Here is a 20,041-nt window from a genome sequence, read left to right as displayed (position 1 = left end):
TTCGCACAGGGTGAGTGCTGATGGCGCACCTCTTCGCGAACGAGATTCCGACCCGCCTGTTGATGTGGCAGCGCGTGCGCGAGTACGCCGTGCCACTGTCCATGATCGAGACCGCGACCGCTCGTCGTGCGGTCGGCGACTGGGCCGGCGCGTGTGCCGCTGCCCGGCTCGACGTCGGTTTCGGTCTGCGCGCCGTGCGCGATCGCCACGGCACCGATCTGACCAACCGCCTCCGTGCGGATCTGCGCCGGCTGGCGCCGGATCTGCTGCGCTGGCACATGCCGCGCATCGCCCCCGACGGGCGGCTCCGGCACGGCCTGACCATCTCCCTTGCTCGTTACCGCAGTTCGGGTGCCGCTCCCCTGCATCTGGTGGTACGCACTCCGCCGGGCTGGGCGGACGCCGGACAGCGCATGGTGCTGAACCTGTGGGAGGAGTCCGGGCACAGACCGCCCGGGCACCATCCGCATCCGCATCCCGACCGGCGTTTCCGGCTCGATCTGCACCGGCATCTGTGGGACGCCGAGCGGAGCGGCGAACTGTTCCGAAGGTGCGGTACGCCCGACCGTCCGCAGGGGCGTTGGGCCGCCGAGGCCGAGCTGCTGCTGCGGTCCGAGGGCCGGGCCCGCGGGGCGTTCACGGTGCGGCTCGGTGCGCGCAGCCGTACCGTGCTCGAACTCTTCGCCCCGGACGACAGCCACGTACCGGCGTTGCGGCCGGTGCGGGAGGCGCTGCCGCCGCAGGAGGTCGCGGCGCTTCCGGTGCTGCCGGAAGCGGCGGTCCGGGTCCTTCCCGACCTGGAGCTGTTGCGGGCCGGTCTGATCACGGCCGATCGGCTGCATCCGCTGGTCGCTGCGGCGTTGCGGAAGGGGGGCGGGGTGCCGGTGGCCGCTGCGGCGGGGCCCGCCGTCCACACCGGCAGCCCGGCCGCCACGGTCGGGCCCGCCGTCGACACCAGTGACCCGCACCGGGTGGAGTGCCGCGGTGAGGTCCACCGGATCGCGCTGCGGGACGGGGTGCTGACGGCGGTCGATCACGATCCGGCCCAACTGCGCCGGGAGAAGCTGCTGGTGGCGCTCGGCGGGCCGGCGCTGCCCTGCCTGCGGGCGATCGACGCGGTGCATCGCAGCCCCGAGGCCCTGCCCGCGGTCCGGGAGCGGCTCTGCCACGGGGACGTCGCCGGGGCGCTGGACGTCGTCGAGGGGCTGCTCGGTCCGGGGGCGGTGCTGCGTGACGGGCCGCTCCGGGACGAACTGGAGTCGGCCGCGGCCCGCCGCATCGACCACGGCCTCTTCCGCTCCGGGCTGGTCTCCGTGCACCCCGCCGCCGGTGCGGCAGAGGCCGGCGACACCACCGCGGGGACGGGCCGCCGCCGCCCTCGTCTCGACCGCGCCGCTCCTGCTGCCCTGCGCCAGAAGCTGTCCAGCCGGGCACGGCCCCGCAACGGCTTGACCCGCTGAGCGCCCCCACACACGTACGCCACCCGGGCTTGACCCGCCGAGCGGCGCCACACATGTACGCCATCCGGGCGTGGCCCGCCGAGCGGGTCCCAGCGCCCCACACACTCCTACGCCTTCCGGAACGGGCCGACCCGTTCCCCTACCCCTCCCGGTGATGCCCATGACTGCTTCCAGCACCCTTCTGCCGTGCGCCCCCTCGGCGACCGGCGCCCAACTCGACGTAGCCGATGACCTTCTGACGCTCCTTCGGACCACGACCACCGAGCCACGCCCCGACGAGCAGCTCGAAGCGCTCACCCTGGCCGTCGCGGCCGACCTGCCCGTGCTGCTCTGGGGCGAGCCGGGCATCGGCAAGACCGCGGCCCTCACGCAGCTCGCCGCCTCCCTCGATCTGCCGCTGACGACCGTGATCGCCAGCGTCCACGAGCCGACCGACTTCTCCGGGCTGCCCGTCGTGGGCGACGACCCCGCGGTGCAGGGGGTGCCGATGGCGCCGCCGCAATGGGCCGTGGAACTCGTCCGGGCGGGGCGCGGGCTGCTCTTCCTGGACGAACTGTCCACCGCCACCCCGGCCGTCCAGGCCGCGCTGCTCCGAGTGGTGCTGGAGCGGAGGGTCGGCGCCCTCCAACTGCCGCCCGGGGTAAGGATCGTGGCCGCCGCCAACCCGCGTGCCTCGGCCGCGGACGGCTGGGAGCTGAGCCCGCCGCTGGCCAACCGGTTCGTCCACCTGTACTGGGTGCACGACCAGGACGTGGTGGTGCGCGGTCTTGGCGGCGTCTGGCCCCGGGCCGAGCTGCCCCAGCTGCGGCCGGAACGGCTGCCGGAGGCGGTGGAATTCGCCCGGCGCGCGGTCTGCGACTTCCTGAAGGCCCGGCCGACGCTGATCCACCGGCTGCCCAGCACCGAAGCGCGGCGCGGCGGCGCCTGGCCGTCGCCCCGGAGCTGGGAAGCCGCGCTGACCCTGCTGGCCTTCGGCACGGCCGCCTCCGTCTCCCGGGAAGTGCTGGCCCTGCTGGTACGCGGCGCGGTGGGCGACGGACCGGGACTCGAACTCCTCGCCCACCTCGACCGTATGGACCTGCCCGACCCGGAATCCCTCCTGGCCGACCCGTCCTCCGCCGAGCTGCCGCAGCGGGGCGACCAGCGCCAGGCCGCGCTGGAGGCGGTGGTCGCCGCCGTGGGAGCGCGGCCCCGGCGCGAACGCTGGGAGGCCGGATGGGCCGTCCTGATCCGCGCCCTCGAAACCGGCACCCCCGACCTCCTGGTCGCCCCCGCCAAAGCCCTGGCCGCGCTGCGCCGGGACGACTGGGAGATCCCGGAGGCCGTGGACCGCCTGGCAACGGTCGTCGACCTCACCGAGCGGGCGGAACGGTCGGTGAGCCGGGTCGCAGCCGCGGCCGGACGGGCGCGGGAGGTGCGCCGGTGACGGGGGTGGGGGAACGGCGGGCGGCGAAGGCTCTGCCGCGTCCGATGGCCCCGCCTCCGCCGCCCCGGCCGGTGCGGGGCGGGACGGTGGAGGCGGCGAAGCCGGCGGGCGGCGGCCGTACGCTCGCGCTCGACATGGGGAAGTTGCTGGCCGCCCGGCTGCATGCGGTGAAGGTTCGGCCGTATCTCGCCGACGCGCTGTTCGCGCTGCATGTGGTGGAGGACCGGGCCGTGCCGACGATGGCGGTGGACGCGCACTGGAGGTGCTATGTCTCCCCCGGGTTCGTGGCGCGCACGCCGGTGGAGGAGTTGGCGGGCGTGTGGGTGCACGAGGTGTCGCATCTGCTGCGGGACCATCATGGGCGGGGTGAGCGGTATGCGCGTGAGAACGAGGCTCACGGGCCGGGCGAGAGGCTGCGGCGGAACATCGCCGCCGACTTCGAGATCAACGACGACATCTACGGCGACGGCCTGCCCCGGCCGACCGGCTGCCTGCGCCCGTCGATGCTGCGGCTGCCCGACGGGCTGCTGATGGAGGAGTACCTGCGCAGGGCGTCGCTGTCGGGGCTCGCCGCCGAACTGGCCTGGCTGGACTGCGGCAGCGGTGCCGACGGGCAGGCGCGGCCGTGGGAGTTGGGGCCCGACGGGGCGCACGGGCTGAGCCGGCAGCAGCGGGACGCGGTGCGCTTCCGGGTCGCCGAGGGGATCAAGGGCCGGCCGGGCGACGCCCCGGAGGGTTGGCGGCGCTGGGCGGACGAGGCCTTCCATCCGCCGCAGCCGTGGCGCCAGTTGCTCGGGGCGGCGATTCGTTCCGCTGCGGGTGCGCCGGGCGTGGGCGAGAACCACACCTACCGGCGTCCGTCCCGGCGCTCGGCCGCCGTCCCCGGGGTGGTGCTGCCGAGTCTGCGCCGGACCCCGCCCCGGGTCTGCGTCGTGATCGACACCTCCGGGTCGGTCAGCGACGCCGAACTGGGCAGCGCGCTGCTGGAGGTGGCGGCGATCTCGCGGGCCGTGGGCGGTCGGCGCGATCTGGTCTCGGTGATCTCCTGCGACGCGGCGGCCGGGGTCGCCGTCCCGCTCTGCCGGGCCGAGGGCATGGAGCTGATCGGCGGTGGCGGCACGGATCTGCGCTCCGGTTTCGCCCGGGCGCTGCGCTCCGGCCCCCGCCCGGACGTGATCGTCGCCCTCACCGACGGCCAGACCCCGTGGCCCTCGGCACCGCCGCCCTGCCGCACCGTCGTCGGCCTGTTCCCGCGTCCGCCCCACGCCGTGAACGAGGAGGACCCGGACTACGTACCGGACACGCCGCCCGCCTGGGCCCGCGTCGTCACCATCGGCTGACCGGGGCCGACGGGATCACTCCCTCGCAGCACCGCCACGATGGGGGTGTCGATGCGGGCCCGGGCGAACAGGCGGTGGTCGTCGTCCCACTCGTCGCCGTACCGGATCCGGTCGCTCATGCGGTGAAGTCCTGCTGTGTCTGGGCGATCACCGGGCGGCCGGAGTGCAGTAGGGAGAGCAGGAGCGGGGCGGCGAGGAGCGCGGGCAGGGCCTCGGTCAGCAGGGCGGTGAGGCCGCCGGCCAGGACGAGCAGGGAGGCGGCGGCGAGGGTGGTGCGGCCGTGCCGGAACAGGAAGTACGCGGCGAGGCGGGCCGTGTCCCGGGTGCGGAAGGCGAAGAGGGAGGTCAGGAGGAGTGCGTGGGCGCCCCACAGGAGGGAGCCGGCGCCGATGAGCCCGAGCAGTACCGCCCACCAGCCGGGCAGGCCGGTGGCGGAGAAGTGGGTGAGGGTGAAGGCGATGACGGTGAGCCAGGCCAGCAGGGGCGCCCAAAGTCGCAGTGCGGGCGCGGAGTTGAGGCGCAGGCCGCGCCAGTAGGTGCGGGCGGGGTGGAGGTCGGTGAGGTCGCGGTCGCGGTGGTGGAGGGCGTAGACGGCGGCGGAGAGGGCGGGGCCGAGCGGGAGGAGGCATACGGCGGCCAGGGGGAGGTTCGAGGCGTCCGGGCGGAGCAGCAGCAGCCCGGCCAGGCCCGGTGCGGAGGCCGCGAGCAGCAGTGCCTCGACCGTGACGAGGGTGTGGATCAGGGCGGCGGCCCGGGAGAGGGGGCCGACGCCGAAGGAGACGGAGGGTGCGCTCATCGGGGGTCCCTGCCGAGCAGTCGCCCGTCGTCCGCCCACTCCGGTGCCTCGTCCCGCACCGGGCTGACCTCGACGAGCGTCACCTCGTGGCGGGCCAGCGTCAGGTCCAGGTCCACCCGGCCGTCCTCGGCCGGCAGCCGCAGGTGACGGCGCGCGGGCTCGGCGGCCTCGTGGAGTACGTCGATCTGGTGGCCGTCGGGCGAGCGGGGGCTGCCCATGCGCTGCCAGGCGGTACGGGCGTTGCCGTGCTCCTCGTCCACGGTGGACCGGCGTACGAAGGCCTCGCCGGGGCGCATCGGGAGGTGCAGGCGCAGTCGGTGGCGCTCGGGCCCCGGTGTCTCGCCGCTCGGGTCGACGGGCGCCCAGGCGAGGACGGTGACACGGCCGTCGGGGTGGCGGGTGACGAGGTGGTCGTCGCCGCGGGCGAGCAGGTCGGGTCCCATCCGGGCCATGAAGGCGTACAGGTGGTACGTCGGCTTCTTGACCTGCCGGTGGGTGAGCAGGCCGAACCCGCCGTGGAAGAGGGCCGTGGGCACCCCGGCCTCCTCGAAGACGTCGCTGAACGTCCAGTAGGAGAAGGAGTCGGCGTGGTCGCCGCCGGCGGCCAGGACGGGGGCGAGGTAGGCGGCGTTGAAGGCGGTGTCGTGCACCGGGTTGTCGGGGCAGTAGGAGGAGTTGAACTCGGTGATGTGGACCGGGAGTCCGGCCAGCCGGGTGTCCTTGAGGCGCTCGCGGGGCGTGGCGAACTGCTTCAGCAGATCCTCAGCGGGCGCGAGCGTCTGGTAGGAGCCGAACGGGACGTGCTGGGCCGGGCCGGAGGTGTAGGCGTGCTTGGAGACGAAGTCGACGGGGACGTCGTGCCGTTGGGTGTACTCGGCGAAGCGGTCCAGCCATTCGTCCGCGCCGGGTGAGATGGCCGGGCCGCCGACCTGGAGCGCGGCGTCCACCTCCTTCACCGCGCCCGCGGTCACCTCGTAGAGCCGGTGGTAGGCCTGTTCGTCCGCCTTCTCCCAGAAGTCGGGCAGGTTGGGTTCGTTCCACACCTCGATGGGCCAGGTGCGGACCTCGTCGAGGCCGTAGCGGTCGACGAGGTGTCTGATGGTCGCCCGGACCAGGTTCGCCCATTCCCGGTGCGAGCGCGGCGGTGTGACGTTGCCCCGCCACCAGAACACCGTCTGCTCCCCCGACGCCAAATCACTGGGCATGAAGCCGAGTTCGAGGAAGGGGCGGATGCCGAGCGCGAGGTAGGCGTCGATGACCTGGTCTACGTAGGTGAAGGAGTGGTGGACGTGCCGGGTGCCCTCGCGCTCGTAGGGGCGGTGGACGCCCATGCCGTCGCTGAGCAGGCCGTGTCCGCGGATGTACCGGAAGCCGATCTCGCGCTGGATCAGGGCGAGCGAGTCCTGGTAGTCGCGGCGCAGGGCGAGTTCGATACGGCCGGTGCCGACGCAGGTCCGCCAGGCGTCGGGGAGGTGGCCGACGGGTCGGCCGGGGACGCGGATCACCCGTTCTCCTTCCGGAAGCGGTCGTACGCCTTGTTGTGCAGGTCGAGCAGTTGCTGCATGTTCTTGGACTTCAGCTCGGTGACGTACGCGTCCCATTCGGACAGGGGGCGCTTGCCGAGGACGAACTTGAGGGTGTTCTGGATGGCGTGGTCCTTGAGCGGGGTGTCCCAGAGGGTCGCCTGTTCCTGCTCGACGGACTGCAGCGGGTGCGCGGGGTCGATGGGCAGTTGCTCGCGCCCGGCCATGGCGTCCTGGAACTTCTGCTCGTCCGGGCTGAAGCTGGAGGAGACCAGGTCCCAGCTGCCGCCGTAGGTGAAGACGCCGTTGAAGAAGCCGTAGTCCTTCTGGAGGTCCTTGGGCGCGTCCGGGTCGGAGCCCATGAGGGAGATGCCCGGCTTCAGTTCGTACGTGTCGCCGGAGGCGGTGTAGGTGACGCCCTCGACGCCCCACTTGCACAGCTTCTGGCCCTCGTCGGAGTACCAGAGCCAGTCGACGAACTGCATCATCGCCACGAAGGTGTCGCTCTTGAGCGCCTTGCTGGAGATCATGACGCCGTTCTCCAGCCGGCCGCCGCCGAGCACCACCGGGCCCGCAGGTCCCAGCGGCACCGGCACCATCTCGATCTTCGCGCCCTTGACCTGCTTCTGGAGGTTGTAGCGGTAGTTCTGCACCAGCTCCTGGGGGTTGGCGCTGATCACGTAGGACTTCTCGGCGAGCAGCTTCTGTATGGCCTGGTCGTCCTGCTGGGTGAAGCTCTCCGGGTCCAGCAGCTTCTCGGCGACCAGCTTGTGCGCGAACTCGACCATGTGGCGGTAGGCGTCGGTGGCGGCGGTGAAGACGAACTTCTCCTCCGTGGTGTCGAAGGTGATGTTGTCGTACGACCAGCCCGCCTTGACCCCGTAGGCCTGGCCGAGGTAGCCGAACAACGCGCCGCACGGGAAAGCGGTGTTGGTGGACCAGCGGTCGCTCCACGGGTACTTGTCGGGGTACTCGGACCTGAGCGCCTTCAGGACCTCGTACACCTCGTCCCAGGTGGTGGGCAGGGTCAGGCCGTGCCTGTCGAGGATGTCCGTGCGGAAGGACAGCGAGTAGCCGGACTTGACCTTCTCGTGCAGGCCGGGCAGCAGGTAGTACTTGCCGTCGGACTGGCGGATGGAGTCCAGCTCGGGTTCGAGCTGCCACTTCTTCACCTTGTCCCGGAAGTTGGGCATCAGGTGCACGTACTCACTGACCGGGAGAATCGCGCCGGAGGAGACGAAGGCGACCTCGGAGGGGTGGTAGGTCTTGGGGATCAGGAAGGGGGCGTCGCCCGCGCCGATGAGGACGCTGCGCTTCTTCTCGTAGTCCACGAGCGGCACGTCGACGGGCTTCAGGGTGATGCCGGTGCGCTTGGCGACCTCCTTCCAGAACAGCCAGTCCTTCTTCATCGGGTAGACCGGGTTGTTGTTGTGCAGGAGCGAGAACGACAGCGGCTTGGCGGCCTTGAACTGCTGGCCGGCCCGGTAGTCCTCCATGGCGCCCTGCCGCTTCTTGGACAGGTCCTTGGAGTCCCCTCCGTCGTCGCCGCTGCCGCAGCCGGTGAGGCCGGCGAGGCCGATGAATCCGGCGGCGGCCAGGATCTGACGTCTCGACAGCTGTCCTGTGTTCTTCACGGATACTCCCTTGTCCCGTGGGGAAAATGAGGGGGCGTCAGCCCTTGACCGCGCCGAGCATCACGCCCGAGACGAAGTAGCGCTGGACGAACGGGTACACGCAGAGGATCGGCAGCGCGGTGAGCACGATGGCGACCGCCTGGATGTTCGCCCCGACCTGGCTGAGCTGCTCGGCCCCGGCGCCCGCGTTGGCGCCCCCGGTGGCGCCCAGGATGAGGTTGCGCAAGTAGACGGTGACCGGCATCAGATCCGTCGAGTCCATGTAGAGGAACGCGCTGAACCAGGAGTTCCAGAAGGACACCGAGTAGAAGAGCACCATCGTCGCGACGACCGCCTTGGACAGCGGCAGCACGATCCGGAACAGGATGCCGTAGGTGCTCAGACCGTCGATCTGCGCGGCCTCCTCCAGTTCGGTCGGCAGGTTCTCGAAGAAGGCCTTCATCACCAGCAGGTTGAAGACGCTGATCGCGTTGGGCAGGGCGATCGCCCAGATGCTGTTCTTCAGGCCGAGGCTGGTGATCAGGACGTAGTTGGGGATCAGCCCGCCGGTGAAGAACATGGTGAAGACCGCGATGCCGACGAGGAAGCCGCGCCCCTTGAGGTTCTTCTTCGACAGGACGTAGGCGTAACAGGTCGTCAGAACCATGGCTACGGCGGTGGCGACGACCGTGTAGAGCACGGTGTTGCCGTAGTTCCGCCAGAACGTCGAGTCCTTGAACACGATCTCGTACGTGGTGAGGTTGAACCCCTTGGGCCACAGGGTCACTTCACCGGCCCGGATCTGGCGCTCCCCGCTGAAGGACCTGGCGACGATGTTGAGGAAGGGGTACAGCGTCACGGCCACGACGAGCGTGAGGATCACCCCGTTGACGCCCTGGAAGACCCGGTAGGAACGACTCGGCTTCACCACAGGCTGGTCCCCACTGTGCGGCGCGAGAGCGTGTTGGCCGAGATGATCAGCACCAGGCCGATGATCGCCTCGAACAGGCCGATGGCGGCGGCGTAGCTGAAGCTGTTGGACTCCACGCCGGTGCGGTAGACGTACGTGGAGATCACGTCGGAGGTCTGGTAGGTCAGCGGGTTGTACAGCAGCAGGACCTTCTCGAAGCCGACGGCCATGAAGGTGCCGATGTTGAGGATCAGCAGCGTGATCATGGTGGGGCGGATGCCGGGCAGGGTGACGTGCCAGGTCTGCTTCCAGCGGTTCGCCCCGTCGATGCGGGCGGCCTCGTACAGGTCCTCGTCGATGGTGGTGAGCGCGGCGAGGTAGAGGATCGTGCCCCAGCCGGCGGTCTGCCAGATCTCGGAGCCGACGTAGATCGTGCGGAACCACTCGGGTTCCTGGATGAAGCGGATCTCGTCGTGGCCGAACCAGCCCAGCGCCTGGTTGACGGGGCCGTCGGTGGCGAGCATCTGCATCGTGATCCCCGCGACGATCACGATCGACAGAAAGTGCGGCAGGTACGACACCGACTGCACGAACCGCTTCAGGGAGCGGCGGCGCACCTCGTTCAGCAGCAGGGCCAGCACGATCGGGATCGGGAAGCAGAAGACGAGAGTGAGCCCGCCGAGCCACAGCGTGTTGCGGAACACCTGCCAGAAGGTGGGGTCGCTGAGGAACATCTCGACATAGCGCAGGCCCACCCAGTGCTCGCCGAAGATCGAACCGCCCGGCTCGAAGCGGCGGAAGGCGATCACGTTGCCGATCATCGGCAGATAGCGGAACACCAGGAAGAACAGCAGCGGCAGCACGGCCAGCGAGTACAGCTGCCAGTCACGGCGCAGCGTCCGCCGCCAGCCGCGCCCACCGCGCACGACGGGCGCCGGAGGCGAGGCGGCCCCGGGCGGGTCCTGTACGCCGGGCGGAGAGGCCGACTTGGTGGAGGTGCTCATGCTCGGTCCTCTCGGACGACGTGGAACCGAAACTTTCGAGCGCTTACCGGTAACTCCGCGGCAACTTAAGGGCAGTTAGAAAGCGCTGTCAATGGGTGCAGCAGTGGGTTCTTGGGGCGTTGGAGACCATCAGGTGCGGGGTAGGAGACGGGAGTTCGGCCCTGTGAACTCCGCAAGTTTCCATGTACGGCCCGACTCCTGCGAGGTGCCCGTGCCCGCGTTCGACCTGCCCCTGGCGGACCTGGAGCGTTATCGCCCCGATCCCGAAGAGCCCCCCGGCTTCGAGGAGTTCTGGAGGGCGACCCTCAAAGAGGCGGCGCAGCACGAGGTGTTGGCGTCCGTCCGCCCGGCGGTCACCGGCCTGCGGCTCGTCGAGACCTGGGACGTGACCTTCCGCGGCTTCGCCGGCGAGCCGATACGCGCCTGGTTCAGCCGACCCGCCGGAATGCCCGAACCCCTGCCCGCCGTCGTGGAGTTCGCGGGCTACGGCCGTGGCCGCGGCCTCCCGCACGAGCGCCTGACCTGGGTGAACGCCGGATACGCCCATCTGCTGATGGACAACCGCGGCCAGGGCGACCAGTACGGCTGCGGCGGCGACACCCCCGACCCGCACGCGTCCGCACCGGGCGGCCCCGGCCCCGCCGTACGCGGCCTGCTCTCCCCGCACGACCACCACTACCGCCGCCTCATCACCGACGCGGTGCGCGCGGTCGCCGCGGTGCGCGCGCTGCCGGGCGTGGACCCCGCCCGGGTGGCGGCCGTCGGCAACAGCCAGGGCGGCGGGCTCGCCCTCGCCGTCGCGGGCCTCGTCCCCGACCTCGCGGCAGCGCTGGTGACCGCACCCTTCCTGTGCGGCATCCGGCGCGCGCTCGACCTCACCGACGCGGCCCCCTACGGCGAGATCAGCGCGTATCTGTCGGTGCACCGGGGCGCCGAGCGGGCGGCGTACGACACCCTCGCGCACCTGGAGGGGATCTCCTTCGCCCGCCGCGCGCACGCCCCGGCCCACTTCGGGGTCGGCCTGCGCGACACGGTCTGCCCGCCGAGCGGGGCGTACGCGGCCTTCAACCGCTACGGGGAGCTGGCCGCCGCCGAGCCGCGCAAGGAGATCCACGCGTATCCGTTCAACGGGCACGAGGGCGGGGACGCGGTGCATGTACGGCGGCAACTGGACTGGCTGGAGCGGCTGATGGGGGCGGCCCGGTAGCTTTCCGCGAAACACCCCTGCGGCGATGCGCCCCCAACTCGATTGGGAGAGTTGGGGGTTGGCGCGGTAGAGTGTTGTCCAGACCACTCGACAACGTTGTCCCATCCCCCGTACCCACAACGTTGTCCCTCCCGGACAGGCCCACTCCTCCCCTCAGCCTGTCCCCTCGCGGGCCCGGTGGACGCCACGGTTCTTGCTTCCACCGGGTCCGCCGCGTGGTGCATGGAGGGCGGGGGCGGGAGCGGCACACGGACGGGTTCCGGTCCGACCGTATGGGAGCGCTCCCACCCCACGTGTCCGGAAGGTAGCGCCGAGCGGCTCAGTTGTAAACGGTCGGCGCATACGTCAAGGGCGTGCCGTGGCGTCTCCCGTTCGGGTGACGGTACCTTCGTACGTACGATCACGCCGCGTATCGGCGTCCGCACTGGCGTCCATGGGAGCAGTGATGACCACACCCCAGCAGGGACGGGCCACCGAGGACACCTGGATGTTCCCGCCGACCGACGGCTGGACCTTCGACCAGGTCAAACACTTGGAGCTGCCCTTCGACTGGGAACTCGTGGACGGACGGATCGTGGTTCGGGGACAGACCAAGTTTTGGCACAATCGCGTGCGGGACGAGTTGGCGGCGGCTTTGAAGGCGGCTCGCACCAAACCGTATGAGGTCGTGGCCGAGCAATGTGTCATGGTCGACGACCAGAACACACCCAAGCCCGACGTGATCGTCTTCGACCCCCGAAAGCTGAACTTCTTCGAGGTCGAGTGTGTCCCGGTCCAGAAGGTCTGCCTCGTGTTGGAGGTCGTCTCCCCCGGCTCTCGCCAGGACGACCGCGTGCGCAAACCCGCGCTCTTCGCCGCGCACAAAGTCCCGTACTACTGGCGCGTCGAACTGGATCGGGACCAGAAGCTCGCGGTGCACGAGTACTGGCTCAACGCGGACACCCTCGCGTACTTCCCGGCGCCGTCGCACCCAGTGCACCACGACAAGCTCGTCACCGAGCTGCCGTTCCCCATCGAGATCGACCTCGACGCGCTCGTCGGATTCTGATTCCGGTCCGCCCTGCCCGCACCGCTGCCTCGCCGCAGACACCGAGGGCCGCACCCCCGTCCCCGGGGATGCGGCCCTCTGCTGCCGTTCCGTACCGCTTACTTGCGGATCAGGTTGCGCAGCACGTACTGCATGATGCCGCCGTTGCGGTAGTAGTCGGCCTCACCGGGGGTGTCGATGCGGACGACCGCGTCGAACTCGACGCCCGTGTCGGTGGTGACCTTGACCGTGCGCGGGGTGGTGCCGTTGTTGAGCTCCTCGACGCCGGTGATGGAGAAGGTCTCCTCGCCGGTCAGGCCGAGGGAGTCGGCGGACTGACCCTCGGGGAACTGGAGCGGCAGGACGCCCATGCCGATGAGGTTCGAGCGGTGGATGCGCTCGTAGGACTCGGTGATGACGGCCTTGACGCCGAGCAGCGCGGTGCCCTTCGCGGCCCAGTCGCGGGACGAGCCGGAGCCGTACTCCTTGCCGCCCAGGATGACCAGCGGGATGCCGGCGGCCTGGTAGTTCTGCGAGGCGTCGTAGATGAACGACACCGGCGCGTCGGCCTGGGTGAAGTCGCGGGTGTAACCGCCCTCGGTGCCCGGCGCGATCTGGTTGCGCAGGCGGATGTTGGCGAACGTACCGCGGATCATGACCTCGTGGTTGCCGCGGCGGGAACCGTAGGAGTTGAAGTCACGACGCTCGACACCGTGCTCGGACAGGTACTTGCCCGCCGGGGTGTCGGCCTTGATCGCACCGGCCGGGGAGATGTGGTCGGTGGTGACCGAGTCGCCGAGCTTCGCGAGGACGCGGGCGCCGGTGATGTCGGAGACCGGGGTGGTCTCCATCGTCATGCCCTCGAAGTACGGGGGCTTGCGGACGTAGGTGGACTCGGCGTCCCACTCGAAGGTGTCGCCGGTGGGGACCTGGAGCGCCTGCCACTGGGCGTCGCCCGCGAAGACGTCCTCGTAGGACTTGGAGAACATGTCCTCGCCGATGGCGTTGGCGACGACGTCGTTCACCTCGGCCTCGGAGGGCCAGATGTCCTTGAGGAAGACCGGGTTGCCGTCCTGGTCGGTGCCCAGCGCCTCCGTGGTGATGTCCACCTTCATGGAGCCCGCGATGGCGTACGCAACGACCAGCGGCGGGGAGGCCAGGTAGTTCATCTTGACGTCGGGGTTGATCCGGCCCTCGAAGTTCCGGTTGCCGGAGAGGACCGAGGTCACCGCGAGGTCGTGGTCGTTGACGGCCTTGGAGACCTCCTCCGGCAGCGGGCCGGAGTTGCCGATGCAGGTGGTGCAGCCGTAGCCGACGAGGTTGAAGCCGACCTTGTCGAGGTAGGGCGTGAGCCCCGCCTTGTCGAAGTAGTCGGTGACGACCTTGGAGCCCGGGGCGAGGGTGGTCTTGACCCACGGCTTGCGGGTCAGGCCCTTCTCGACGGCCTTCTTCGCGACGAGCGCGGCGGCGACCATCACGTACGGGTTCGAGGTGTTGGTGCAGGAGGTGATGGCCGCGACCGTCACCGCACCGTGGTCGATCTCGTACGTCGAACCGTCGGGGGCGGTCACGGTGACCGGGTTGGACGGGGCGCCGTTCGGGGCGACGGCCGGGGCGTCGGAGGCCGGGAAGGACTCCTGGCCCGCCTCGTCCACGGTGTCGACGTAGTTGCGGACGTCCAGCTTGAACTGCTCGGCGGCGTTGGCGAGGACGATGCGGTCCTGCGGGCGCTTGGGGCCGGCGATGGAGGGGACGACCGTGGAGAGGTCGAGCTCCAGCTTCTCGGAGAAGTCCGGCTCGGCCTTCGGGTCCAGCCACATGCCCTGGGCCTTGGCGTAGGCCTCGACGAGCGCGACCTGCTGCTCGCTGCGGCCGGTCAGGCGCAGGTAGTTCAGGGTCTCGTCGTCCACCGGGAAGATCGCGGCGGTGGAGCCGAACTCCGGCGACATGTTGCCGATGGTGGCGCGGTTGGCGAGCGAGGTGGCGGCGACGCCCTCGCCGTAGAACTCGACGAACTTGCCGACGACACCGTGCTTGCGGAGCATCTCGGTGATGGTCAGCACGAGGTCGGTGGCGGTGGTGCCGGCGGGCAGTTCGCCGGTGAGCTTGAAGCCGACGACGCGCGGGATGAGCATCGAGACCGGCTGGCCGAGCATCGCGGCCTCGGCCTCGATGCCGCCGACGCCCCAGCCGAGGACGCCGAGGCCGTTGACCATGGTGGTGTGCGAGTCGGTGCCGACCAGGGTGTCGGGGTACGCCTTGCCGTCACGGACCATGACGACGCGGGCGAGCTTCTCGATGTTCACCTGGTGGACGATGCCGGTGCCCGGGGGTACGACCTTGAAGTCGTCGAAGGCGGTCTGGCCCCAGCGCAGGAACTGGTAGCGCTCCTTGTTGCGGCCGTACTCCAGGTCCACGTTCTGCTTGAACGCGTCCGCGGTGCCGAACTTGTCGGCGATGACGGAGTGGTCGATGACCATCTCGGCCGGGGAGAGCGGGTTGATCTTCGCCGGGTCGCCGCCGAGGGCCTTCACGGCCTCACGCATGGTGGCGAGGTCCACGACACAGGGCACACCGGTGAAGTCCTGCATGATCACGCGGGCCGGCGTGAACTGGATCTCCTGCGACGGCTGGGCCTGGGAGTCCCAGCCGCCGAGGGCACGGATGTGGTCGGCGGTGATGTTCGCGCCGTCCTCGGTGCGGAGGAGGTTCTCCAGCAGCACCTTCAGGCTGTACGGAAGGCGGGCCGAGCCTTCCACCTTGTCCAGCCGGAAGATCTCGTACGACTCGTCGCCCACCTGCAGCGTGCTGCGGGCGTCGAAGCTGTTCGCCGACACGACAGTCTCCTTCTTTGATGTGCGCGTTCCCACCGCATCCTGCCGCCACGGCGACTTGGCCGATCCGCTAAGGTAAGGCTAAGTTAGGTAACCCTAATTAGGGTGGCGGCTGCGGTACGCCTCGGCAGATATCTCGATGTCGAGATAACTCTAGTACATGGGGCCGGGATGGTCATGCCCGGCCCCCTACCCTGTCCCGTCGAGACGCGTCAGATGTCCCGGAAGGTCTCGATCTGTGCGCCGACCGAGTTCAGCCGCTCCGCGAGGTCCTCGTAGCCGCGGTTGATGACGTAGACGTTGCGCAGGACGGACGTGCCCTCCGCGGCCATCATCGCCAGCAGGACGACCACGGCGGGGCGCAGGGCGGGCGGGCACATCATCTCGGCGGCGCGCCAGCGGGTCGGGCCCTCGACGAGGACGCGGTGGGGGTCGAGCAGCTGGAGCCGGCCGCCGAGGCGGTTGAGGTCGGTGAGGTAGATGGCCCGGTTGTCGTAGACCCAGTCGTGGATCAGCGTCTTGCCCTGCGCGGCCGCCGCGATGGCCGCGAAGAACGGGACGTTGTCGATGTTCAGGCCGGGGAACGGCATGGGGTGGATCTTGTCGATCGGCGCCTCCAGCTTGGAGGGCCGAACGGTGAGGTCCACCAGGCGCGTGCGGCCGTTGTCCGCGACGTACTCGGGCGTACGGTCGTGGTCGAGGCCCATCTCCTCCAGGACCGCCAGCTCGATCTCCAGGAACTCGATCGGGACGCGGCGGACCGTCAGCTCCGACTCCGTGACGACCGCGGCGGCCAGCAGGCTCATCGCCTCGACCGGGTCCTCGGAGGGCGAGTAGTCGACGTCGACGTCGATCGTGGGGACGCCGTGCACGGTCAGGGTCGTGGTGCCGATGCCCTCGACCCTGACGCCGAGCGCCTCCAGGAAGAAGCACAGGTCCTGGACCATGTAGTTGGAGGAGGCGTTGCGGATGACGGTGACGCCGTCGTGCCGGGCGGCCGCCAGCAGCGCGTTCTCGGTGACCGTGTCCCCGCGCTCGGTCAGCACGATCGGGCGGTCGGGGGAGATCGAGCGGTCCACCTGCGCGTGGTAGAGGCCCTCCGTCGCCGCGATGTCCAGGCCGAACCGGCGCAGCGCGATCATGTGCGGCTCGATGGTGCGCGTGCCGAGGTCGCAGCCACCGGCGTAGGGCAGCTTGAAGCGGTCCATACGGTGCAGCAGCGGGCCGAGGAACATGATGATGGAGCGGGTGCGGACGGCGGCCTCGGCGTCGATGGCGCCCATGTCCAGCTCGGCCGGGGGCACCAGCTCCAGGTCGACGCCGTCGTTGATCCAGCGGGCGCGCACACCGATCGACTGGAGCACCTCCAGCAGGCGGTACACCTCCTCGATGCGGGCGACCCGGCGCAGCACCGTGCGCCCCTTGTTGAGCAGCGAGGCGCACAGCAGGGCGACGCAGGCGTTCTTGCTCGTCTTCACGTCGATCGCGCCGGACAGCCGACGGCCGCCGACCACCCGCAGATGCATCGGGCCCGCGTAGCCCAGAGAGACGATTTCGCTGTCCAGGGCTTCACCGATTCGAGCGATCATCTCAAGGCTGATGTTCTGGTTGCCGCGCTCGATGCGGTTGACCGCGCTCTGACTGGTGCCGAGCGCCTCGGCGAGCTGCGTCTGTGTCCAGCCCCGGTGCTGACGGGCGTCACGGATGAGCTTGCCGATGCGTACGAGGTAGTCGTCTGCCATGAGGTTGAGGCTATCTCAGATATGAGATGGCGCCTCCTGGGGGGTCCGTACGGGTGACGGACCGTCAGCGCCGCCTGGCAGTACGGGTACGACGCCACCCGAAAGATCCGGGCAAATCCATCGATGTCGTACGACGTCCCTTGCTGTTGTGGGTGCGCCGGGGGCCGTGTCGCCCGCCGCTGGTGACGGACCAGGAGCGACGGTTGATGTTCAGCCGCACGCCGGGCAGGATGCGGAAGCTCTTGCGGAAGGTGAGGGGCACGGGTGCCTCCCTTGAGGAGGGTGTGCGGACGCATCCGCCGGTTACCCCGACCCGGCGCATGAATGACTCACGGCGACCACTGCCGAGATACGGCGACGAGTGATCGCGGGCGAGCCCCCGGAGAGAATCCGCCGCATCGTCAAGGAAGCGGCCCGGCGGGCCTTCGGCTTGCTGCAGTCGGGGCTCGGAGACTACCCGGGGACCGCCGCGGACCTGGGCCATCCGGTGTCGCCGGATGCTGAAGCGTGACGGTGGATCAAGCAGTAGTGCCGTCGGGCAGTTCGTCGGGCTCGCCCGGCAGGCCGAGCAGGGGCAGACAGGCACTGAGTCCTTCGATGGAGACGTTGGCCTCCTGGCGCTGTTCCTCCCACCGCGCGCGGGAGAGCCGTAGCCGCCGCATGACGGTGGGCCGGCCGCGTACGCTCAGGCGCTGGATGCCGTCCGGCTCGTAACCGAGCTTGCCGGACACCCGGTACGACGACGGGTTGTCCGCGAAGGCGGCGGAGGTCGCCTCGGCCGCTCCCAGCCCGGCGAACGCCAGATGGAGGACGGCCGCGCGCATTTCGGTGCCGATTCCCCGTCCCTGGTGTCGCAGGCCGATCCAGGAGCCGGTGTCGACCTCGCGCAGGGTCGCGAAGTCGCGGGCGGCGATGGACTGCTGCCCGACGATCCGGCCGTGCTCGAAGACCGTGAGGTTCAGTGCCCAGTCGTCGGGGGTCCAGTTGCCGAGCCGGAGCCAGTGGTGCTGGACCACCGAGCGTGCCCGTTCCCGGGGAGGCAGATCCGACCAGGGGACGGAGAACGGCATACGGTCCGGATCGTGGACGCCCTCCGCCGCGAGGTCGGCCAGCTCGGCGAGTTCCTAGCCCGACGGCAGGCGGAGTTCCAAGCGGGGCGTGGTCAGGCGCAGGCCGAGCAGGGGCCAGTGGTCGATCAGCATGCGCCATTGTGCGGGGCCGGTCGGACGCCGCTCACCTTGTTTTCCCCGGGGTGGTGGATGGCGGGTCACGCTGTCGCGCAGCGGCTGCGGAGGAGTTCCACGCCGTCGCCTTCGAGGTCGTCGCAGTACGTGGCGCGTCCGGTCATGGCCATGGTCAGAGCCAGGGTGGGGCCGGACACGAGCAGCCCGGAACCGGTCGTGAACGGGCCGTCGTCCGCGACGAGTTCCAGCCCGCCGATGCGTCCCTTGGCGACGACCACGAGGTCCGTGCTCCGGTAGTACTCGGCCACCTGAGTGAGGACCTCGATCGGACGGTCGCGGCGGATGCCCAGCGGCTTCCGGATGTCCTCCCCGTGCACGATCGTCTCGCCCAGCATGGCGATGACGGGCAGGGGCGGCTTGGTCGTACTCGGGACGATGCGGCGGAATCGCTCAAGGGTCTCGGCAGGGGTTGCGCCCAACTGCTCGGCCAGCCGCATGGCCACCTGCTTGTCGAAGTCGAACCTGCACCGGATCACTCCGGCCATCCAGCGCACGGCGTTGAGGCTCGCGGCCGCGGTGAGGTGCGCCAACACCTCACGCACGGTCAACCCGGTGCACAGCGACGGCGTCGCCCACTGCTCGTCCGTCAGCCCTTCGAGATCGGCCGCCAGCGCCGCCCGCTCGGCGCGGATCACGGGCCAGAGGCCGGTCGTGCGGCTGCGGTCTGCGGTCAGTTCCGGGTCGGTCATGGGGGGGTCTCCTGTCGGGGGGCGTGCTCTACGGCGCTCTGCTCTCTACGGCGCGCTCTACGTCGCGCTCTACGTCGCGTTCCTGAAGGAGACTCTCGCTCCGCGGCGAAGTCATCGCCGACGAGCGGCCTTTTACCGTGCCCGGTCCCGCGCTTGAGGAGTTAGGCCTCGCATGAACCCGTACAACGCCCCAGCCCTGCCCCGCACTTGGTGGAGGACAACACCGGCCGCGCTCGGTGTCCTCGCCCTGGTCGCCCTGCTCAGCGCGTTCAGTTTCGCCCTGGGCTTCCTCGTGATGATCGCCGCCATGGTGGCCGTGTGGGTCCTGCCACCGTGGCGCTGGTTCGCCAGGCTCGGCGCGACGTTCGGAGCCCTGGTGCTCCTGGTGGTCGGCGCGGGCCTGGGCGGGCAACTCGACGAGAGCGGGACGGGCGAGTCGGACGCCAAGCCGGCGGGCGGGGCGAGTGCCGAAGCCGTCTCCGCGTCGCCGACCGCGTCCCCGTCCAAGCCCGTCGAGGCCGCCGACTATGTCGGGCAGCCGCTGGACGAGGCCGAGAAGCAGGCCCGCTCGGCCGGATACACCGCCGGTCACCATGACGCGGCCGACGAAGACCGCTCGATCCTCCTGAAGTCCGCATGGACCGTGTGCTTCCAGAAGGCCGACACAGCCGCGAAGACCATCGACTTCGCGGCCGTCAGAAGCGCCGAGCCCTGCCCCGAGAAGGACGGCGACCCGCTCCCGTGGCCGAGGATGCCGGATGTCGTAGGCGCCACCTACAACACGGCCGTCGGGGATCTGGAGCAGGCCGGTATCGACCCCGACCGCGTCACGCTCGACGACGTCTACCTCGACGTCGACACTCCGAGCGCCGAGGAAGCCGCGGAGGACGGTGACGAGTGGCGGGTGTGCTTCCAGTCCCCCGACGAAGGAACCAAGGTCACCTCCGCCGCCGCGGTCCGTCTCGACCTGGGCAAGTGGAGCGACGTCGACCTCGTACAGCGCTGCCCGTCGGCGAAGGACACGGCCTACAAAATCCCCGCCAACGACCCCGACTACAACAACGACGACGAAGACAGCTCCACCGGAGGCGGCAGCAGCGTCCGCACGGTCCACCCCGGCTCGTACTGCTCCCCGGCCGGAGCGACCGGCGTCACCTCAGCCGGAACCCCCATGGTCTGCGGCCCCGGCTCCGACGGCCGTAACCGCTGGCGCAGGGGCTGACCGT

General features: G+C 70.2%; 17 protein-coding genes. 6 read left to right on the top strand and 11 right to left on the bottom strand.

Annotated features, from left to right (window positions below):
- Positions 1 to 20: 20 nt before the first annotated feature.
- The 3 genes from ICC28_RS06275 (at position 21) to ICC28_RS06265 (ending at position 4,226) form a co-directional block, all read left to right on the top strand.
- Complete coding sequence (locus tag ICC28_RS06275; protein WP_188287400.1) at positions 21 to 1,460, top strand: hypothetical protein; 1,440 nt, start codon at positions 21 to 23, stop codon at positions 1,458 to 1,460.
- 154 nt (positions 1,461 to 1,614) lie between these two features.
- Entirely contained in the window at positions 1,615 to 2,886 is a 1,272-nt protein-coding gene (locus ICC28_RS06270; RefSeq protein ID WP_411158570.1) for an AAA family ATPase, read from the top strand.
- 134 nt (positions 2,887 to 3,020) lie between these two features.
- The gene (locus ICC28_RS06265) at positions 3,021 to 4,226 is read left to right on the top strand and encodes a DUF2201 family putative metallopeptidase (RefSeq protein WP_188287636.1); all 1,206 of its coding nucleotides are present in this window, start codon (positions 3,021 to 3,023) and stop codon (positions 4,224 to 4,226) included.
- Here ICC28_RS06265 and ICC28_RS06260 read toward each other — a convergent pair.
- The 6 genes from ICC28_RS06260 to ICC28_RS06235 are packed head-to-tail and all read right to left on the bottom strand — an operon-like array spanning position 4,175 to position 10,072.
- Entirely contained in the window at positions 4,175 to 4,345 is a 171-nt protein-coding gene (locus ICC28_RS06260) for a hypothetical protein (protein ID WP_188287398.1), read from the bottom strand. The genes ICC28_RS06265 and ICC28_RS06260 overlap by 52 nt on opposite strands.
- Positions 4,342 to 5,022, bottom strand: coding sequence for a hypothetical protein (locus tag ICC28_RS06255; protein ID WP_188287397.1), 681 nt, complete (start codon positions 5,020 to 5,022; stop codon positions 4,342 to 4,344). Before ICC28_RS06255 ends, ICC28_RS06260 begins: the two co-directional genes overlap by 4 nt.
- Positions 5,019 to 6,527: a GH39 family glycosyl hydrolase gene (locus tag ICC28_RS06250; protein ID WP_188287396.1), complete on the bottom strand. Its 1,509-nt coding sequence runs from the start codon at positions 6,525 to 6,527 to the stop codon at positions 5,019 to 5,021. Before ICC28_RS06250 ends, ICC28_RS06255 begins: the two co-directional genes overlap by 4 nt.
- Complete coding sequence (locus ICC28_RS06245; protein WP_188287395.1) at positions 6,524 to 8,179, bottom strand: extracellular solute-binding protein; 1,656 nt, start codon at positions 8,177 to 8,179, stop codon at positions 6,524 to 6,526. Before ICC28_RS06245 ends, ICC28_RS06250 begins: the two co-directional genes overlap by 4 nt.
- Positions 8,180 to 8,216: 37 nt before the next feature.
- The gene (locus tag ICC28_RS06240) at positions 8,217 to 9,089 is read right to left on the bottom strand and encodes a carbohydrate ABC transporter permease (RefSeq protein ID WP_188287394.1); all 873 of its coding nucleotides are present in this window, start codon (positions 9,087 to 9,089) and stop codon (positions 8,217 to 8,219) included.
- Positions 9,083 to 10,072 carry an ABC transporter permease gene (locus ICC28_RS06235; RefSeq protein ID WP_188287393.1) on the bottom strand — a complete coding sequence of 330 codons (990 nt, stop codon included), beginning with the start codon at positions 10,070 to 10,072 and terminating at the stop codon, positions 9,083 to 9,085. Before ICC28_RS06235 ends, ICC28_RS06240 begins: the two co-directional genes overlap by 7 nt.
- A 211-nt stretch (positions 10,073 to 10,283) precedes the next feature.
- On the opposite strand from ICC28_RS06235, the gene ICC28_RS06230 reads away from it, so the two are divergent.
- Both ICC28_RS06230 and ICC28_RS06225 read left to right on the top strand, forming a co-directional pair.
- Positions 10,284 to 11,279 (top strand): acetylxylan esterase, encoded by a 996-nt coding sequence (locus ICC28_RS06230; RefSeq protein ID WP_188287635.1) that lies wholly within the window; start codon positions 10,284 to 10,286, stop codon positions 11,277 to 11,279.
- Between the two features lie 445 nt (positions 11,280 to 11,724).
- Positions 11,725 to 12,327: a Uma2 family endonuclease gene (locus ICC28_RS06225; protein ID WP_188287392.1), complete on the top strand. Its 603-nt coding sequence runs from the start codon at positions 11,725 to 11,727 to the stop codon at positions 12,325 to 12,327.
- A 98-nt stretch (positions 12,328 to 12,425) separates the two neighbouring features.
- Here the strand turns inward: ICC28_RS06225 and acnA are convergent, their stop codons facing one another.
- The 5 genes from acnA to ICC28_RS06200 all read right to left on the bottom strand — a co-directional run bounded on the left by acnA (position 12,426) and on the right by ICC28_RS06200 (position 18,815).
- The gene (acnA, locus tag ICC28_RS06220) at positions 12,426 to 15,143 is read right to left on the bottom strand and encodes an aconitate hydratase AcnA (protein WP_188287391.1); all 2,718 of its coding nucleotides are present in this window, start codon (positions 15,141 to 15,143) and stop codon (positions 12,426 to 12,428) included.
- Positions 15,144 to 15,352: 209 nt separating this feature from the next.
- Positions 15,353 to 16,882 (bottom strand): helix-turn-helix domain-containing protein, encoded by a 1,530-nt coding sequence (locus tag ICC28_RS06215; RefSeq protein WP_188287390.1) that lies wholly within the window; start codon positions 16,880 to 16,882, stop codon positions 15,353 to 15,355.
- 64 nt (positions 16,883 to 16,946) lie between these two features.
- Positions 16,947 to 17,144 carry a DUF4236 domain-containing protein gene (locus ICC28_RS06210; RefSeq protein WP_188287389.1) on the bottom strand — a complete coding sequence of 66 codons (198 nt, stop codon included), beginning with the start codon at positions 17,142 to 17,144 and terminating at the stop codon, positions 16,947 to 16,949.
- Between the two features lie 256 nt (positions 17,145 to 17,400).
- Positions 17,401 to 17,994 (bottom strand): GNAT family N-acetyltransferase, encoded by a 594-nt coding sequence (locus tag ICC28_RS06205; protein WP_317453973.1) that lies wholly within the window; start codon positions 17,992 to 17,994, stop codon positions 17,401 to 17,403.
- Between the two features lie 155 nt (positions 17,995 to 18,149).
- Positions 18,150 to 18,815: a maleylpyruvate isomerase family mycothiol-dependent enzyme gene (locus tag ICC28_RS06200; protein WP_188287388.1), complete on the bottom strand. Its 666-nt coding sequence runs from the start codon at positions 18,813 to 18,815 to the stop codon at positions 18,150 to 18,152.
- 172 nt (positions 18,816 to 18,987) lie between these two features.
- Here ICC28_RS06200 and ICC28_RS06195 point away from each other — a divergent pair, with 172 nt between their 5' ends.
- Positions 18,988 to 20,037, top strand: coding sequence for a PASTA domain-containing protein (locus ICC28_RS06195; protein ID WP_188287387.1), 1,050 nt, complete (start codon positions 18,988 to 18,990; stop codon positions 20,035 to 20,037).
- Positions 20,038 to 20,041: the final 4 nt, after the last annotated feature.

The sequence above is a fragment of the Streptomyces sp. TRM68416 genome, from assembly GCF_014596915.1.
Classification (GTDB): domain Bacteria; phylum Actinomycetota; class Actinomycetes; order Streptomycetales; family Streptomycetaceae; genus Streptomyces.
This window is presented reverse-complemented; position numbering and strand designations above follow the sequence as displayed.

Excerpts from the sequence above, each read along its gene's own strand:
- ICC28_RS06275 (WP_188287400.1), top strand. The coding sequence starts at position 21 with ATGGCGCACCTCTTCGCGAACGAGATTCCGACCCGCCTGTTGATGTGG.
- ICC28_RS06270 (WP_411158570.1), top strand. The coding sequence starts at position 1,615 with ATGCCCATGACTGCTTCCAGCACCCTTCTGCCGTGCGCCCCCTCGGCG.
- ICC28_RS06265 (WP_188287636.1), top strand. The coding sequence starts at position 3,021 with ATGGGGAAGTTGCTGGCCGCCCGGCTGCATGCGGTGAAGGTTCGGCCG.
- ICC28_RS06260 (WP_188287398.1), bottom strand. The coding sequence starts at position 4,345 with ATGAGCGACCGGATCCGGTACGGCGACGAGTGGGACGACGACCACCGC.
- ICC28_RS06255 (WP_188287397.1), bottom strand. The coding sequence starts at position 5,022 with ATGAGCGCACCCTCCGTCTCCTTCGGCGTCGGCCCCCTCTCCCGGGCC.
- ICC28_RS06235 (WP_188287393.1), bottom strand. The coding sequence starts at position 10,072 with ATGAGCACCTCCACCAAGTCGGCCTCTCCGCCCGGCGTACAGGACCCG.
- ICC28_RS06225 (WP_188287392.1), top strand. The coding sequence starts at position 11,725 with ATGACCACACCCCAGCAGGGACGGGCCACCGAGGACACCTGGATGTTC.
- ICC28_RS06215 (WP_188287390.1), bottom strand. The coding sequence starts at position 16,882 with ATGGCAGACGACTACCTCGTACGCATCGGCAAGCTCATCCGTGACGCC.
- ICC28_RS06200 (WP_188287388.1), bottom strand. The coding sequence starts at position 18,815 with ATGACCGACCCGGAACTGACCGCAGACCGCAGCCGCACGACCGGCCTC.
- ICC28_RS06195 (WP_188287387.1), top strand. The coding sequence starts at position 18,988 with ATGAACCCGTACAACGCCCCAGCCCTGCCCCGCACTTGGTGGAGGACA.